General features: G+C 68.3%; 14 protein-coding genes. 11 read left to right on the plus strand and 3 right to left on the minus strand.

Annotated features, from left to right (window positions below; all coding sequences use genetic code 11):
- The first annotated feature begins 69 nt into the window (after positions 1-69).
- The 4 genes from ugpA to ACRARE_RS11960 all read left to right on the plus strand — a co-directional run bounded on the left by ugpA (position 70) and on the right by ACRARE_RS11960 (position 4,841).
- Positions 70-954, plus strand: coding sequence for a sn-glycerol-3-phosphate ABC transporter permease UgpA (gene ugpA, locus ACRARE_RS11945; RefSeq protein WP_432656668.1), 885 nt, complete (start codon positions 70-72; stop codon positions 952-954).
- A 12-nt stretch (positions 955-966) separates the two neighbouring features.
- Positions 967-1,815, plus strand: coding sequence for a sn-glycerol-3-phosphate ABC transporter permease UgpE (gene ugpE / locus ACRARE_RS11950; protein ID WP_432656669.1), 849 nt, complete (start codon positions 967-969; stop codon positions 1,813-1,815).
- Between the two features lie 2 nt (positions 1,816-1,817).
- On the plus strand, positions 1,818-2,891 hold the full coding sequence (gene ugpC, locus ACRARE_RS11955; RefSeq protein ID WP_432656670.1) for a sn-glycerol-3-phosphate ABC transporter ATP-binding protein UgpC: 1,074 nt from the start codon (positions 1,818-1,820) through the stop codon (positions 2,889-2,891).
- 354 nt (positions 2,892-3,245) lie between these two features.
- Positions 3,246-4,841, plus strand: coding sequence for a hypothetical protein (locus tag ACRARE_RS11960; RefSeq protein ID WP_432656671.1), 1,596 nt, complete (start codon positions 3,246-3,248; stop codon positions 4,839-4,841).
- Positions 4,842-4,932: 91 nt separating this feature from the next.
- Here the strand turns inward: ACRARE_RS11960 and ACRARE_RS11965 are convergent, their stop codons facing one another.
- The 3 genes from ACRARE_RS11965 to ACRARE_RS11975 are packed head-to-tail and all read right to left on the minus strand — an operon-like array spanning position 4,933 to position 8,036.
- Positions 4,933-5,295 carry a hypothetical protein gene (locus ACRARE_RS11965; protein ID WP_432656672.1) on the minus strand — a complete coding sequence of 121 codons (363 nt, stop codon included), beginning with the start codon at positions 5,293-5,295 and terminating at the stop codon, positions 4,933-4,935.
- Between the two features lie 38 nt (positions 5,296-5,333).
- Positions 5,334-7,568: a xanthine dehydrogenase family protein molybdopterin-binding subunit gene (locus ACRARE_RS11970; protein WP_432656673.1), complete on the minus strand. Its 2,235-nt coding sequence runs from the start codon at positions 7,566-7,568 to the stop codon at positions 5,334-5,336.
- Positions 7,569-7,571: 3 nt separating this feature from the next.
- The gene (locus ACRARE_RS11975) at positions 7,572-8,036 is read right to left on the minus strand and encodes a (2Fe-2S)-binding protein (protein WP_432656674.1); all 465 of its coding nucleotides are present in this window, start codon (positions 8,034-8,036) and stop codon (positions 7,572-7,574) included.
- 253 nt (positions 8,037-8,289) lie between these two features.
- On the opposite strand from ACRARE_RS11975, the gene ACRARE_RS11980 reads away from it, so the two are divergent.
- The 7 genes from ACRARE_RS11980 (at position 8,290) to ACRARE_RS12010 (ending at position 16,221) form a co-directional block, all read left to right on the plus strand.
- Positions 8,290-9,300, plus strand: coding sequence for a helix-turn-helix domain-containing protein (locus ACRARE_RS11980; protein ID WP_432656675.1), 1,011 nt, complete (start codon positions 8,290-8,292; stop codon positions 9,298-9,300).
- A 170-nt stretch (positions 9,301-9,470) separates the two neighbouring features.
- Positions 9,471-10,184, plus strand: a complete 714-nt coding sequence (locus tag ACRARE_RS11985; RefSeq protein WP_432656676.1) for a Crp/Fnr family transcriptional regulator — start codon at positions 9,471-9,473, stop codon at positions 10,182-10,184.
- Positions 10,185-10,510: 326 nt separating this feature from the next.
- Positions 10,511-10,942, plus strand: a complete 432-nt coding sequence (locus ACRARE_RS11990; protein ID WP_432656677.1) for a YeeE/YedE family protein — start codon at positions 10,511-10,513, stop codon at positions 10,940-10,942.
- Positions 10,943-10,946: 4 nt separating this feature from the next.
- Positions 10,947-11,390 (plus strand): DUF6691 family protein, encoded by a 444-nt coding sequence (locus ACRARE_RS11995; RefSeq protein ID WP_432656678.1) that lies wholly within the window; start codon positions 10,947-10,949, stop codon positions 11,388-11,390.
- Positions 11,391-11,472: 82 nt separating this feature from the next.
- Positions 11,473-12,357: an MBL fold metallo-hydrolase gene (locus tag ACRARE_RS12000; RefSeq protein ID WP_432656679.1), complete on the plus strand. Its 885-nt coding sequence runs from the start codon at positions 11,473-11,475 to the stop codon at positions 12,355-12,357.
- A gap of 212 nt (positions 12,358-12,569) precedes the next feature.
- The gene (locus ACRARE_RS12005) at positions 12,570-14,255 is read left to right on the plus strand and encodes a bifunctional protein tyrosine phosphatase family protein/NAD(P)/FAD-dependent oxidoreductase (RefSeq protein WP_432656680.1); all 1,686 of its coding nucleotides are present in this window, start codon (positions 12,570-12,572) and stop codon (positions 14,253-14,255) included.
- 217 nt (positions 14,256-14,472) lie between these two features.
- Complete coding sequence (locus ACRARE_RS12010; RefSeq protein ID WP_432656681.1) at positions 14,473-16,221, plus strand: SulP family inorganic anion transporter; 1,749 nt, start codon at positions 14,473-14,475, stop codon at positions 16,219-16,221.
- Positions 16,222-16,240: the final 19 nt, after the last annotated feature.

Consider the following 16,240-nt stretch of genomic DNA (forward strand, 5'->3'; position numbering starts at 1 on the left):
CGATCCGATCCCGACAGGCCCGTGCATCCGCGCGGGCCTGTTCCCTTTTTCCGGCACCCCGGGTTCCCCATGCAGACCAAACGCACAACCTTCCGCAGCTGGTGGCTGCCCTACCTTCTGGTAGCGCCACAGCTGGTGATCACCCTTGTCTTCTTCATCTGGCCCGCGGGCCAGGCCGTCTATCAAAGCTTCCTGCGCGAAGATCCCTTCGGCCTGTCGACCACCTGGGTCGGTCTGCGCAACTATGTCCGCCTGTTCGACAGTGCCGAATACCTTGCGTCCTTCGAGACCACGGTGATCTTCACCGTCTGCACCGCCACCCTGTCGATGGGCCTGTCGCTGCTGCTGGCCGTGGCCGTCGACCGGATGATCCGCACCGCCAACCTCTATACCACCCTGGTGGTCTGGCCCTATGCGGTGGCCCCTGCCATCGCCGGTATCCTGTGGTGGTTCATGTTCAACCCCTCCTTCGGCATCCTGACCTATGTGCTGGAGATGCTGGGCTATGACTGGAACCACCGCCTGAGCGGCACCGACGCCATGACCCTGGTGGTGCTCGCCTCGGCCTGGAAGCAGATCAGCTACAACTTCCTGTTCTTCGTCGCCGGGCTGCAATCCATCCCGATGTCGCTGCGCGAGGCGGCAGCGATCGACGGGGCGGGGCCGGTGAAACGCTTCTTCACCGTGGTCTTCCCGCTGCTGTCGCCCACCACGTTCTTCCTGCTGGTCGTCAACATCAACTACACGATGTTCGACACCTTCTCGACCATCGACGCCTCGACCGCGGGCGGCCCGGGTCAGGCCACCACGATCCTGGTCTACAAGGTCTTCGAGGACGGGGTGAAAGGCCTCAACCTCGGCTCTTCCGCGGCGCAATCGGTGGTGCTGATGTCCATCGTGATTGCCCTGACCTTCATCCAGTTCCGCTTCATCGAGCGGCGCGTGCAGTATTGAGGAGGCCGAGCCATGGTTGAAAACCGTCCCTTCCTGACCTTCCTGGCGCATCTGGTGCTGATCCTCGGGGTGGCCTTCGTGGCGCTGCCCGTGTGGATCGCCTTTGTCGCCTCGACCCATGAACAGTCGACCTTCCTGTCGGGCTCTATGCCCATGTGGCCGGGGGGCAATCTGTGGGAAACCTACAGCACCATCCTGGGCGGGGAGACGCCGGTGCCCGGCGCGCCGCCCATGGGTCTGATGCTGAAGAACTCGCTGCTGATGGCGCTGATCATCACCGTGGGCAAGATCGCCATCTCGATCCTGTCGGCCTTCGCCATCGTCTATTTCCGCTTCCCCTTCCGGGTGCCGATCTTCGCGCTGATCTTCGTCACCCTGATGCTGCCGGTCGAGGTGCGCATCATGCCCACCTTCAAGGTGGTCGCGGATCTGGGGATGCTGAACAGCTACGCGGGCCTGTCGATCCCGCTGATCGCCAGCGCCACCGCCACCTTCCTGTTCCGCCAGTTCTTCCTGACCATCCCCGAGGAGCTGGTCGAGGCGGCGCGGATCGACGGGGCGGGGCCGATGAAGTTCTTCCGCGACATGGTCCTGCCGCTAAGCCAGACCAATATCGCCGCGCTTTTCGTCATCCTCTTCATCTACGGCTGGAACCAGTACCTCTGGCCGATGCTGATCACCACCGACGAGAAATTCTACACCGTCGTCATGGGGATCAAGCGGATGTCGGACGTGGCCGACAGCGACCCCCAATGGAACTTCGTCATGGGTTCGGCCATGCTGGCCATGCTGCCGCCCGTGCTCGTCGTCATCTTCATGCAAAGGCTCTTCGTGAAGGGCCTCGTGGAACAGGAGAAGTAATCATGGCCGGTATCACACTTTCCGCCGTGAAGAAGATCTACCCCGGCAGCGCCGAACCGGCGGTCAAGGGCGTGGATCTGGAGATCCAGGACGGCGAGTTCGTCGTCCTGGTCGGCCCCTCGGGCTGCGGCAAGTCGACCCTGCTGCGGATGATCGCGGGGCTGGAGACCGTCTCGGAGGGCGAGATCGCGATCGGTGACAAGGTCGTCAACCAGATGGAACCGGCCGAGCGCGACATCGCCATGGTGTTCCAGAACTATGCGCTCTACCCGCATATGTCGGTGCGCCAGAACATGGCCTACGGGCTGAAGAACCGGAAGATGCCCAAGGCCGAGATCGCCCGGCGCATCGAAGAGACGGCGGCGATCCTTCAGATCACCGACTACCTGGACCGCAAGCCGCGCGCCCTGTCGGGCGGCCAGCGCCAGCGGGTGGCCATGGGCCGCGCCATCGTGCGCGACCCCGCCGCCTTCCTCTTTGACGAGCCGCTGTCGAACCTGGATGCGAAACTGCGCCTGCACATGCGCGGCGAGATCAAGCAGCTGCACCAGCGGCTGAAGACCACCAGCGTCTACGTGACCCATGACCAGCTGGAGGCCATGACCCTGGCCGACCGTCTGGTGGTGCTGAACCATGGGCGCATCGAACAGGTGGGCCGCCCGCTGGATCTGTATCGTCAGCCTGCCTCGACCTTCGTCGCGGGCTTCCTGGGCGCACCTGCGATGAACCTGATGCAGGCCGAGATCACGGGCGGCGCCCTGATGCTGGCGGGCGCGGCACTGGCCCGGGGTCTGGCCGCGCCCGCGGGCCAGGTCACCGCCGGGATCCGCCCCGAGGCGCTGCGCCTGCGGCCTGCGGCGGGGGGCAACTTCCGCCTCGACTATGTCGAGGAACTGGGCGGCTCGCGCATCCTGCACGGCCATATCGCGGGCACCCGGATCATCGCCCAGACCGACCTGACGCAAGAGCTGTCGGACGAGATGGCGGCCGAATTGCCGCTGGAAGACCTGCACCTCTTCCACCCCAGCGAAGGGCACCGGCTGCCCTCTGCCCTGGGCCATTCTTCGGCCGCGTGACTTTCGCCCGGCCCGCCACGCGCGGGCCGGGCAAACTCAATCTAAAAGCGAATCGCTTTTTTCGAAAATTTTGTTGGTGGACAAGTTAATCAGGCCCCCCGAAGGGGCAGTTCGCCTCAAAATTGTGTGCACCCGGCATTTTTGCATAGCCGGTCTTGCCCGGCAAAACCCCCCAAATCACGCTGAATCAGCGATCTGTCCCGGCACGTATGCTTTGCAGCTCGGGATCCGCTTGCTACGCTTTACGTGACGAAAGTCAGTGTGTGTCGAAAACTTTTTTAAGTGGGGTGCTCCATGGAGCTGGTGTGTATTCTTGCCGTGTGTGTGTGTCTGTCTCTTGCCGCGATGGGACAGATGTCTGGAAATGGGTGGGCCCTGGCAGGCCTGGGTCGCGGTGTTCAGGACAGACGAAATGCGGCGCGCAAGCGGGCCTGGGAGGCGGCAACGGCCCGCCCCGATGCCCCGGCGCAATCGCTGGCCCGCCTGGCCGGTGACGAGGGGCTGCGCGCCTGTGTGGCCGAGACCGGGCAAGAGGGCGTCGTGATGAAAGCGACGGCCAAACCCTCTGGTCCCGAGATGAAGCTGATCGTCGACGGCCTGTGCCTCGATACGCTGCGCTTCCCCGCCCATCTGGGCGATGGCGCGTCCGAGGACGAGAGCCGGTCCTGGCTCGACATCACCCGACTGCGTCGCGCCGATGACGGGGTCCCGCGCCTGCGAGATGCGCTTCTCGTGGCGCTTGACTGGGCGCGCGACCCCGAAGGCAACGGCCGCCCCGAGGCGCGCCAGCGGCTGACCCTGGTCATCCCGACCCTGCATTTGCCGCTGGAACACTACCGCGCCTATGCCCGCGAGCTGGAGCTGTTCACCGCCCTGGTGCTGCGCCGCTACCGCGATGTGGTGGCCGCCTTCGAGATCGGCAACGAAGAGTTCGATCTGATCGAGCCCGAGGAATATGCCGCCAAGGCGCGGATGGCGATCCGGGCGCTGGAAACCGGGATGGAGGCGCTGAACCTGCGTGCGGGCGAACGCCCCGACATCCTGTTGCAGATGCCCCTGCCGCCGAAGCCGCCGGCAGGCCGCGATGATCGTCTGGGCAGCCCGCGCGCCGCCGAGCGCGCCATGCAGGCCGCCCTGGCCGCGCGCATGGGCGGCAACCTGGCTGGCACCCGCGCCGTGGCCACCCGCTTTACCGCCGAAGAGGGCGCGGTCGAGATCTCGGCCCATGAGGAGGCCGGGCGCCTGGTGGCCTATGTCCGCTCTCGCCTGGATCACCCGGTGCAGATCGACGTCGATTTCGCGGCCCTCCTGCCCGGCGCGCCGCTGTCGGTCGAAGCCCTGCGCATCGGCGCCGCCACCGAGGCGGCCCGTCCCGCCGCGCCGCGCGCCCAGCGGGTCGGCAATACCCTGCGTCTGGCGCGGCCCCAGGCCGAGGCCCAGCCCTGGGCGCTGGAGACGGTCGAGATGGACGGCACCCTGCTGGATGTGGAACTGGCCCCTTACGAGGCGGTCGAGGTCACCTTCCTGCTGGGCGACGGTAGCACCGCCGCCGCCGGTCGCCCGCCCATGCGCCTGCTGGCCGGCGGCCAGTCCGGCCAGGGGCCGCGCGCGCCTCGCAACAGCGATCAGACCAGCACCGCCCGCGCCGCGTCGCAGGGTCTGGTGGGGGCGCCGCAGCCCGACGAGATGATCGGCTGGGTCGGCGCGGACAAGTTCGTTTTCGGCAAAGCCGCAGCCGGGGCCCAGGCGTCCGGGCCGGTGGTCCGGAACTTCCATCCGGGCAAGGACGTGATCGAACTCGTCCTGCCTGGTCTCTCCGTGGGTGACATCGCCCTGACCGACCATGCAGACGGGGTCATGGTCCAGGCGGGTGATCACGCACGGTTCCTGCTGGATGGTGTCCCTTCCGTTCGGCAGATCGACGTGCAGCGGGATTTTCGGGTTCTCTGACCCCGTTCCGCTTGCCAGTGCAGTGGGCCCCGTGGCGACACGGGGCCCTTTTCCGTTTCGGGCGCGGCTGGCGGCCCTCCGGGGCTACGCTTCAGACTTGGCGGATCGCGCCGCGATAGCGCCACAGATGCGCCGCCAGGGCCAGCGCCCCCAGCCACAGCACGCCTGCGATCATCACAAAGACCGCCGCATCCAGGCTGCGCGTCGGTACGCCGTGGCCCAGGGCCGCCAGCCCGGCGCCCAGGGCGGCGAAGAAGCCGATCCAGGCCAGCGTCCGCAGGTGCCGCAGCAGCGCCGTGGCCAGCACGCCCCAGAACAGCGCGGCCAGCAGCATGGACCACAGGTAGTCGGCCAGGCTCAGCCCGATCACCGCCAGATGCAGCAGGGCGGCGACGTAGAAACACATGGCGGCCAGGAAATAGCCGTCGCTGGCATTGCTTGCGCGTGTCGTCATGGGCGGTCTCCTTGCAGCGGGGACGGCGGCAGGCGCCGTCAGGCGAAGTCGATGAAATTGGCGAAGGGCATCTCGCGCAGGCGCTGGCCGGTAGCGGCGAAGATCGCATTGGCAAGCGCGGGCGCGGCGGGGGGCACCGGTGGCTCGCCAATGCCGCGCACCTCTGGCCCGGTCTCCAATCCGCGCACCATGATCTCGGGCGCCTGGGGCATCCGCAGCCCGGCATGGGCGTAGTAATTCGTCGGCTCGGCGATGCCATCGGCATAGGTCACCTCGCAGTTCACCGCATGGCCCAGCCCCCAGATCACGCCGCCCTGCACCAGGTTCTCGAAGTTCACCGGATCCAGCACCCGGCCCACATCGGCGGCCACCCAGACCTTGGCGATGCGCAGCCCGGCCTCGGTCTGGCGCACCTCGACCACCTCGGCCACCGGCGTGCCGAAGGACATCACCATGGCCACCCCGCGCCCCGTGCCCTCGGGCAGGGGGGCGCCCCAGTCCGACATCTCGCCCACGGCCTCCAGGCAGGCGCGGGCGGGGGCGTAGTTGCACAGGCGCAGACGTTCTTCCAGCGGGTCGGCGCCCGCCTCATGGATCAGCTCGTCCAGGGCGCTTTCGGCGAAGAACCCCGCGTGCGAGGCCCCCACAGACCGCCAGGAGCTGACCGGCGCCAGCCCCGTTGCGGTATGGCCCGCGACCCGCAGCGCGGGCAGGGCATAGGGCATCGACCAGGCCCCGGCCACGGTCTGGCTGTCGGGGCCGACGGCGGCCAGGCCGATCCGGCCCATCTGCGAGGCGGTGACCGAAGGCGCGGCGATCGCCAGGTTCAGCGCCGTGACCTGGCCGTTCTCGACCTGACCGCTGGCCCGGGCCATGGCGATCTGGCGGGGGAAGTCCTGGGCCATGTCCTCTTCGCGGGAATAGGTCAGCTTGACCGGCGTGCCGCGCAAGGCGGCCCCGATCTCGGCGGCGCGAATGATGTTCTCGAATTCCAGCCGGTGGCCGAAGGATCCGCCGCTGTACTGGTTGTGCAGATGTACCGCCCGGCGCGGCAGGCCGGTGATCGCGGCGACCTTCTGTTCTGCCAGGCCGGGGAACTGGCTGGCCACCCAGATGTCGCAGCGCGTCTCGGTCACATGGATCAGCGCCGACAGGGGCTCCAGCGGCGCATGGGCCAGGTAGGGCGCGCGATACTCGCGCGGCGCCTCGGCCGGGCGCGCGGGCTGGGGGCCCTCGTCGCGCCAGACCTTCTCGGGCGGGCCCTCCAGCGCGGTGGCCAGGGCGGCCCAGTGATCGGCCTGTTCGGGCGCGAAGGGGGCTGGCCCCCAGTCGCAGTCCAGCGCCGCGGCGCCCTGGAAGGCGGCCCAGGTGCTGTCGGCCACCACCGCCAGCCCGTTGGAGACCGGCAGCACCCGTGACACCCCCGGCACCGTCCGCGCGGCGCTGTCGTCATAAGACAGCAGATCGCCCCCGGGGCGCGGGTTCAGCGCCACGGTGGCATGGACCATGCCCTCGACCGCCAGGTCGATGCCGTAGTCGAGCGTGCCGGTGGATTTCGCCGCGATGTCGATCCGCTGCATCGGGCGGCCCAGCAGGCGCCATTGCGCGGGATCGCGCAACGCGATGTCACGTGGCGCCAGTTCCTTTGCCGCGTCCGTGGCCAGATCGGCGTAGGGCAGGGCGCGGCCATCGGGCAGGATCACCGCGCCAGCTTCGGTGCGCAGCGCTTGCAACGGCACCCGCTCGCGATAGGCGGCGGCGGCCTTCAGCATCTCGCGCGCCATGGCCCCGGCCTCGCGCAGCTTCACATAGCTGTCGGGGGTCGAGCTGGAGCCGCCAGTGCCCTGAAGGCCAAGCGCCCCCATCAGTTTCTCCGAGGCGGCCCGGGCGATGGTGGCCACGGTGCCCCGGTCCTGGCTCATGAAGGGCAGCCCCTCGGCCGCCAGGGCGCGGTTGGCATAGGCGGGCGCGGCGGGGCCGGTTGCCACGGTGACCTCGGGCTGATCCAGATCCACGTCCAGCTCTTCGGCGATCAGCGCCGCCTGTAGGTGGCGGATGCCCTGGCCCAGATCCGTATGGGGCGCCATCAGGGTTATCCCCCGGGGCCCGATCAGGATCCAGGGGTTGAAGGTCACCGCCCCCTCGGGCAGCCCCTCTTCCAGCGGGTTGGGCCAGTCGCGGTTCAGCGCGTAGATCCCCACGGCCAGGCCGCCGGTCACGGCGAGAGAGCCGACGATCACCGCGCGGCGGGTCAGGCGGGTGGCTTTCGACATGGCTCAGCCCCCCAGCTTGGCGGCGGCCGCGTGGATCGCGGCGCGGATGCGGGGATAGGTGCCGCAGCGGCACAGGTTGCCCTCCATCGCGGCGTCGATGTCGGCATCGCTGGGGGCGGGGGTCTGGGCCAGCAGGGCGGCGGCCTGCATGATCTGGCCCGACTGGCAGTAGCCGCATTGCGCCACCTGCTGTTCGATCCAGGCCTCTTGCACCGCGTGCAGGGCCTCGGGGCGGCCCAGCCCCTCGATCGTGCGCACGGCGCGGCCCGCCACATCCTCGGCCCAGACCTGGCAGGCACGCACCGCCTCGCCGTCCAGATGCACGGTGCAGGCGCCGCAAAGCGAGGCGCCGCAGCCGTATTTCGTGCCGGTCAGCCCCAGCACGTCACGCAGCACCCACAACAGCGGCATGTCCGGCGCCACGTCGACCTGTCGCGGGCTGTCGTTCACCGTGAATTCGATCTTCATCCTCGCCCCTCGCTGATCTCTCTGGCGGGTCTGGCCGCATCTGCTCTGGCGCAGCCTAGCCGGTTTCGGGCCGCCTTTGTGGGTTTTTTGACCCGCAGATCGCGCCAAAGCGCTATCCGGTCGCGCCAGGGGGCACGCGGCCTCTGGCCGGGGGCGCGCGGGCAGGGCAGGATGGCCAGGCTGCGGTACCGCATGGTGCCGCCGGATCGCGACAACATGCCCGGAAAGGGCAGGAGAAGGGGGGAGCCAGTCCATGAGTTACGGCCGCAAATATCCGATGCGCGCAACCCTGCGGCAGGCCGCCGCCATGCTGAACCTGTCGCTGCCGCGCATCCTGGCCCGGGCCGGGCTGGAGCCGGAATTCTTCGACGGCCCCGAAGAGCGGCTGGTCGATGCCGCCACCTTCTTCCGCCTGTGGCGCGCGCTGGAGGCCGAGGTGCCCAGCACCGAGATCCTGCTGATCGCCGCGCGCGAGGCGGCCAAGGGGCCGTTCACCCCCTCGCTTTTCGCCTTTTCCTGCTCGCCCGACATCGCGACGGGGGTCGAACGGGTGGCGGTGTTCAAACCCCTGATGGGCCCCTTCCGGCTGGAGGCGCGCCGTGCCTCGGGGCGCTATGTCATCACCTGCGAGGCTGCCGATGCCCGCGTGCCCATGCCGCCCGTCCTGGCAGCGGTCGAGGCGGTCTTCCTGCTGGCCTGCGCGCGCAGCTTCTCGGGCCATCCGGTGCGGCCGCTGGACCTGCGCCTGCCCGATCCCGATCTGATCACCCCGACGCTGGCCGCCGATCTGGGCTGCGTGCCGCGCCCCGGCCCGGTGATGACCCTGGTGCTCTCGGACGAGGACGCAAGGCGCCCGCTGATCTCCGAGGACACGGCCTTTGCCGCCGTGGTCGAGCAAGAGTTGCACAGCCGCCTGGCCGCCAGCGACGCGGCGGCGCGCGGCGCCACGGCCAGCGAACGCCTGGCCCGGGTGCTGGAAGACCTGCTGCCCGCCGGTCAGGTCTCTGTCGCCGCGGCGGCGGCGCGCATGGGCCTGTCGGACCGGTCGTTGCAGCGCCGTCTGCAAGGCGAGGGCACCTCTTTCCAGGCCGAGCTGGACCGGGTGCGCGCCCGGCTGGCGCGCCTCTACCTGGCGCGCGGCGACCTGAGCACCGAGGAAATCTCGCATCTGCTGGCCTATCGCGATCCGAATTCCTTTTATCGCGCCTTCCACGCCTGGACCGGCATGACCCCCTCTCAGGCCCGGGTGGCGCAGGGCGCCTGATCGCGGCGCCCGGGCCGCTGCCGCCCTCTGCGGCAGATCCGGCCCCGCAGCGGCATTATCGCGCAGGGACCTCTGGCGGACGGGGGTATAGGCGCTGGAAAAATCGGCCCGCAAATGTCACTTTGCGGACAAGCCCGATTGGAAGGCCGATTGTCACGGGAATTGCGCGCATGTCCTCTGCCACCGCCAGCACCGCCGCCGCCACGCCCGGCGCCACGACGAACTGGATCGAGAATTTCGAAGGTCTGAACCGCCTGCCGCCCGAGCTGAAGGCCGAGCTGGTCGGCGGCAGCAAGATCGTCGAGATGCCCGCCGGGGCCCAGGTCTTTGCGCCCGGGCAATCGGCGGACAACCTGCTGCTGCTGCTCAAGGGCACGGTGCGGGTGCAGCAGAAATCGGAAACCGGGCGCGAGGTCTTCCTCTACCGGGTTCACGCGGGCGACAGCTGCGTGCTGACCACGGCCTGTATGCTGGCCTTCGAGGATTACGCCGCCGATGGCATCGCCGAGACCGACATCCGCGCCGTGGCCATTCCGCGCCGCACCTTCGACGACCTGGTGGCGCGTTCGCCCATCTTCCGGTCCTTCGTGTTCAAGGCCTATTCGCGGCGGCTGACCGATCTCTTCACCTTGATCGACGACATCGTCTTCCAGCGGATGGATGTGCGCCTGGCCGCCCGCCTGCTGGAACTGGCCGATGCCGAGGGCGTGGTCCATGCCACCCACCAGATGCTGGGCAACGAGCTGGGCACGGCACGCGAGGTGATCTCGCGCACCCTGGCCGAGTTCCAGCGCCGCGGCTGGGTGGAACTGGCGCGCGGCGAGGTGCGCCTGACGGGCCGCGCGGGTCTGGAACGCCTGGCGCGCTCTTCCGCGCTGAGCTGACCCCCCTGCCTTTCGGCCCCCGCCTGGGGCGACTCAGATCCCCCTCTGCGGCGGGCGATCGGCCCTGCCGTGCCCTGCATCAGGCCCCCCGGCCGCCCTGCCTGGCGCGGCGGGCGGGAAAATTTGCGCGGAAAAAATGATTTATATCAAAGTCCTGTATGCCTTTGTGTGCGGTTCTGGCCCGGTCTGTGACCTAGTCACGGAAGCGGCGGCCCCGGGTGTGACATAAACTGTCAGGTCCACCCCGGACGCCCTCATCGACTTCTTCCCCAGGAGGCACACATGACCCGTACTTCCGCTTCTCTCCCTGCCCGGGAGATCCGCGCATGATTACCGAATTTACCCCGCTCACCTCGCTTTTCGGCGGCATGATGGTTGGCCTGGCGGCGGTGCTGCTGATGGCCCTGCATGGCCGTATCCTGGGCGCCACCGGTATTGTCGGCGGCCTGCTGCGGTTCGACAACGCCTCTGACTGGGTGTTCCGCGCTGCGCTGCTGCTGGGGATGCTGGCCGCACCCTCGGCCCTGCTGCTGCTGACGGGCAGCGTGCCTGCCATCGACATCCCCGTCTCGACCCCGATGATCGTCCTCAGCGGCGTGGTGGTGGGCCTGGGCACCTTCTTTGGCGGTGGCTGCACCTCGGGCCACGGGATCTGCGGCAACGCCCGCTTCTCGCGCCGCTCGATCACCGCCACGATCACCTTCATGATCGGCGCCTTCGTCAGCGTCTTTGTCATTCGCCACCTGATCGGAGCCTGAGACCATGAAACTGCTGACCGCCTTCCTCATCGGCCTGCTCTTCGGTGTGGGCATCCTGATCGCCGGCATGGGCAACCCTGCCAAGGTGCTGAACTTCTTCGATATCGCGGGCACCTGGGATCCCTCGCTGATCTTCGTCATGGGCGGTGCCCTGGCGGTGACCATCCCCGGTTACCTGCTGGTGCTGGGCCGTCCGAAGCCGCTGTTCGACAAGGGCTTCCAACTGCCCGCGACGAAACTGATCGACAAGCGCCTGGTGCTGGGCTCGCTGGTCTTCGGCCTGGGCTGGGGCATCGCGGGCTTCTGCCCCGGCGGTGCGCTGCCCGCCCTGGGCACCGGCAAGACCGAGGTGCTGATCTTCGGCGCCGCCTTCGTCGCCGGGCTGCTGCTGGCGCGGCTGCTGAACCGGGTGCTGACCCGTCCCGCAGGCGCGGCCCGCACCGCCTGACGCCTACCTGACCCCTGGCCGGGGCGCGATCCCCGATCCGCCCCGGCCCGCCGACCCTTCGACCGGAAGAAAGGAGACTTCCATGTCCTATACGACCCATCCCGACGTCATCCCCCAGGTCACTGGGTTCTTCGACGAAGACACCAACACCATTTCCTACGTGGTGAAGGACCCGGCCTCCAACGCCTGCGCCATCGTCGATTCCGTGATGGACATCGACTATGCCGCCGGGCGGATTTCCTACCATGCCGCGGACGAGCTGATCGGCTTCGTCAAGGGCAACGGTCTGAAGCTGGAATGGCTGATCGAAACCCATGTCCACGCCGACCACCTGTCGGCGGCCCCCTACATCCAGTCGAAACTGGGCGGCAAGCTGGGCATCGGGCGCAATATCACCGTGGTGCAGGACACCTTCGGCAAGATCTTCAACGAAGGCACCGAGTTCCAGCGCGACGGCAGCCAGTTCGACCGGCTGTTCGATGACGGCGACACCTACATGGTGGGCGAGATGGAATGCCTGGCAATTCACACCCCCGGCCACACCCCCGCCTGCATGACCCATGTGATGGGCGACGCGGGCTTCGTCGGCGACACGCTCTTCATGCCCGACGGCGGCTCGGCCCGGGCCGACTTCCCCGGCGGCGACGCGGGCGTGCTCTACGACAGCATCCAGAAGGTGCTGGCCCTGCCCGATGAGACCCGTCTCTTCATGTGCCACGACTACGGCCCCAATGGTCGCGACATCAAGTGGGAGACCACGGTGGCCGAAGAGAAGGCGCACAACATCCACGTCGGCGCGGGCAAGACGAAAGAGGAATTCGTCAAGTTCCGCACCGAGCGCGATGCCCAGCTCGACATGCCGCGGCTGATCATCCCCTCGCTGCAGGTCAACATGCGCGCGGGCGAACTGCCGCCGAAGGACGAGGACGGCAAGACCTTCCTCAAGGTGCCGATCAACGCCCTTTGACCAGGCCCGGGCGCGCGGCCACCCCGCCGCGCGCCGCCCGTTTCATCCGTCGGACGCCTCCGGCGGGAGTATTTCTAGCCGTCGAATAGACAGGGGCACCCATGCTCCATTCGATGGCCGGAAATACTCCGGGGGAGTCGCGGCCTGCCGCGACGGGGGCAGCGCCCCCCCGATCACTTCACCAGTCTGCCCAGCCCTCAGGAGGAGACAAAATGGACATTCGCAAGATCAATGACGGGCTCTCCGTCAGCCCGCAGATCCAGCCAGACGAGCTTGCCGCAGCCAAGGCCGCCGGGTTCAAGTCCATCATCTGCAACCGCCCCGACGGCGAGGCCGCCGACCAGCCCAGCCAGGAGGAGATGGCCCGGGTTGCCGCCGAGCAGGGGCTGGCCTTCCGCTATCTGCCCGTCACCCCGGGCGTGGTCACCGAAGAGACCGCCCAGGGCTTTGGCGCCGCGCTGACCGAATTGCCCGGCCCGGTGCTGGCCTATTGCCGCTCGGGCACCCGCAGCTCGACCCTCTGGGCCCTGGCCGAGGCCAAGCGGCGCCCGGTCTCCGAGATCCTCGGCATGGCCAAGGCGGCGGGCTATGACCTGAACGGTGTCGCCCGGCGCATCGCCAATGGCGGCAAGACCCCCACCGATCAGGCCGACGCCAGCTATCAGGTGGTGATCGTGGGCGCGGGCGCAGGGGGCATCTCTGTCGCCGCCTCGCTGAAGTCGCGCGAGCCGGATCTGGAGATCGCGATCATCGACCCGGCCGATATCCATTACTACCAGCCCGGCTGGACCATGGTCGGCGGCGGCATCTTCGAGCCGCAGAAGACCGCCCGCACCATGGGCAGCGTGATCCCGCGCGGGGTCACCTGGATCAAGGCCGCTGTCGCGGCGTTTGAACCGGACGCGAATGCCGTCATTCTGGATGGCTGCCGGGTGGTGAAATACGACCGCCTGGTGGTCTGCCCGGGGCTGAAGCTGGACTGGGAGGCGATCCCGGGCCTGGAAGAGACCCTGGGCCGCAACGGCGTCACCTCGAACTACCGCTACGACCTGGCGCCCTATACCTGGGAGTTGGTGCAGGGGCTGAAGGCGGGCCGGGCCCTCTTTACCCAGCCGCCGATGCCGATCAAATGCGCCGGGGCCCCGCAAAAGGCGATGTATCTGTCGGGCGACCACTGGTTCCGCAATGGCGCGCTGCAAGACGTCGATATTCAGTTCATGAATGCGGGCGGCGTCCTTTTCGGGGTGAAGGACTACGTCCCCGCGCTGGAGCAATACGTGAAGAAATACGGCGCCACGCTGAACTTCTTCCACAACCTGGTTGCGATCGACGGCCCGGCCAAGACAGCCACCTTCAAGGTGGCCAAGCCCGACAGCGACCCCGAGACCGTCACCGTCGATTTCGACATGATCCACGTCGTGCCGCCCCAGGTGGCGCCCGATTTCATCCGCGTCTCGCCCCTGGCCGATGCGGCGGGCTGGGTCGATGTCGACCCCGCCACCCTGCGCCACAAGAGCTATGACAACATCTGGTCGCTGGGCGACGTGATGAACGCCCCCAATGCCAAGACGGCGGCGGCGGCGCGGATGCAGGCCCCCGTGGTGGCCGAGAACATCGCCGCCGACCTGCGCGGGCGCGGGCCCAAGGCCGCCTACGACGGCTACGGCTCCTGCCCGCTGACGGTGGAGCGGGGCAAGATCGTGCTGGCCGAGTTCGGCTACGGCGGGGTGCTGAAACCCTCTTTCCCGAAGATCCTTCTGGACGGCACCAAGCCCACGCGCGCCGCCTGGTGGCTGAAGGAACGGATGCTGCCGCCGATCTACTGGAAAGGGATGCTGCGCGGCCATGAATGGCTGGCCAAGCCCGCCGATGTCACCGTCAAGGCCGACCAGGCCTGACGTATCCGGGGCAGGCGCCCACCCCCGCGCCAGCGCCTGCCCCGGGGCCCGGACCCGATTGTCCCTTTTGACGGTCCGGGCCAGACCTCCCCGTTCCGGCCCGCGTTCCGGCCGGAGCCACCTTGCGGGTCGGGCCCCCTGACGGGCCTGCCCGCCTTTTCGATTTCGCGCGTCCGGGGGGAAGCGGCCCCGCGACGCATAGCCAGGACCAAGAGCCATGTTGCAAGCCCTCCGCCACTACCTGCCCATTCTCGACTGGGGTCGCAGCTACACGCGCAGCGCGCTGTCCAACGACCTTGTCGCGGCGGTGATCGTGACGATCATGCTGATCCCGCAGTCGCTGGCCTATGCGCTGCTGGCGGGGTTGCCGGCCGAGGCGGGGATCTATGCCTCGATCGTGCCGATCCTGCTCTACACGGTCTTCGGCACCTCGCGCGCCCTGGCTGTGGGGCCGGTGGCGGTGGTCTCTCTGCTGACCGCGGCGGCGATCTCGGAAGTGGCGGAACAGGGCACCATGGGCTATGCCACCGCCGCGCTGACCCTGGCGTTTCTGTCAGGGGCCATGCTGTTCCTGATGGGCATCCTGCGCCTTGGTTTCCTCGCCAACTTCCTGTCGCATCCGGTGATCGCGGGCTTCATCACCGCCTCGGGCATCCTGATTGCCGCCTCGCAGCTGCGCCATATCTTCGGCATCTCGGCGGGCGGGGATACGCTGGTGGAACTGATCGAGTCGCTGCTGGCCACTCTGTCGCAGACCAACCTGGCGACCCTGGTCATCGGTGTGGCCGCCACCGCCTTCCTCTTCTGGGTCCGCAAGGGGCTGAAGCCGCTGCTGCGCCGCTTGGGCCTCTCGCCCATGGCCGCCGATTTCGCCGCCAAGGCTGGCCCCGTCGCCGCAGTGGTCGTGACCACCGTCGCCACCTGGGGCCTGGGCCTGGCGGAGCGCGGCGTGAAGATCGTCGGCGAGGTGCCGCAATCCCTGCCGCCCTTCACCCTGCCGGATTTCTCGCCCGCGCTGATCGGCCAGCTGGCGGTGCCCGCCCTGCTGATCTCGATCATCGGTTTCGTCGAATCCATCTCCGTGGCGCAGACCCTTGCCGCCAAGAAGGGCCAGCGCATCGACCCCGACCAGGAACTGATCGGCCTGGGCGCCGCCAACCTGGGCGCCGCCTTTACCGGCGGCTATCCGGTCACCGGGGGCTTCTCGCGTTCGGTCGTGAACTATGACGCGGGCGCCGAGACCCCGGCGGCGGGCGCCTTCACCGCCCTGGGCCTGGCCATCGCCGCGGCCTTCCTGACGCCGCTGGTGCATTTCCTGCCCAAGGCCACGCTGGCCGCGACGATCATCGTCGCCGTGCTGGGCCTGGTCGATTTCAAGATCCTGAAAAAGACCTGGGCCTATTCGCGCGCCGACTTCTGGGCCGTGGCCGCCACCATCCTGCTGACCCTCGCCTTCGGGGTGGAAACCGGCGTCTCGGCCGGGGTGCTGATCTCGATCGTGCTGCACCTGCTGAAGACCTCGCGCCCGCATGTGGCCGAGGTGGGGCTGGTCCCCGGCACGCATCACTTCCGCAACGTGAACCGCCACCAGGTGGCCACCGATCCGGCGCTTCTGTCGCTGCGCGTCGATGAAAGCCTCTACTTCGTCAACGCCCGCTTCCTGGAGGATTGCGTGCAGGACCGCATCGCCGAGGACAGCCCGGTGAAGAACGTCGTGCTGATGTGCTCGGCGGTCAACGAGATCGACTTCTCGGCGCTGGAAAGCCTGGAGGCGCTGAACGAGGTGCTGACCTCGCGCGGGATCGGCCTGCATCTGTCCGAGGTGAAGGGGCCGGTGATGGACCGGCTGAAGACCTCTCATTTCCTGGATGAGATGAACGGCGAGGTCTTCCTGTCGCAATATGACGCCTGGCGGAAGCTGGCGCCTTGCGCGGTGGCCGAGGCCGAGGCCCGCGCCGCCGAGTAAGCACCGCCCCGGCCCGGGG

The sequence above is a fragment of the Pseudooceanicola aquaeponti genome, assembly GCF_050897975.1.
Taxonomy (GTDB): domain Bacteria; phylum Pseudomonadota; class Alphaproteobacteria; order Rhodobacterales; family Rhodobacteraceae; genus Pseudooceanicola.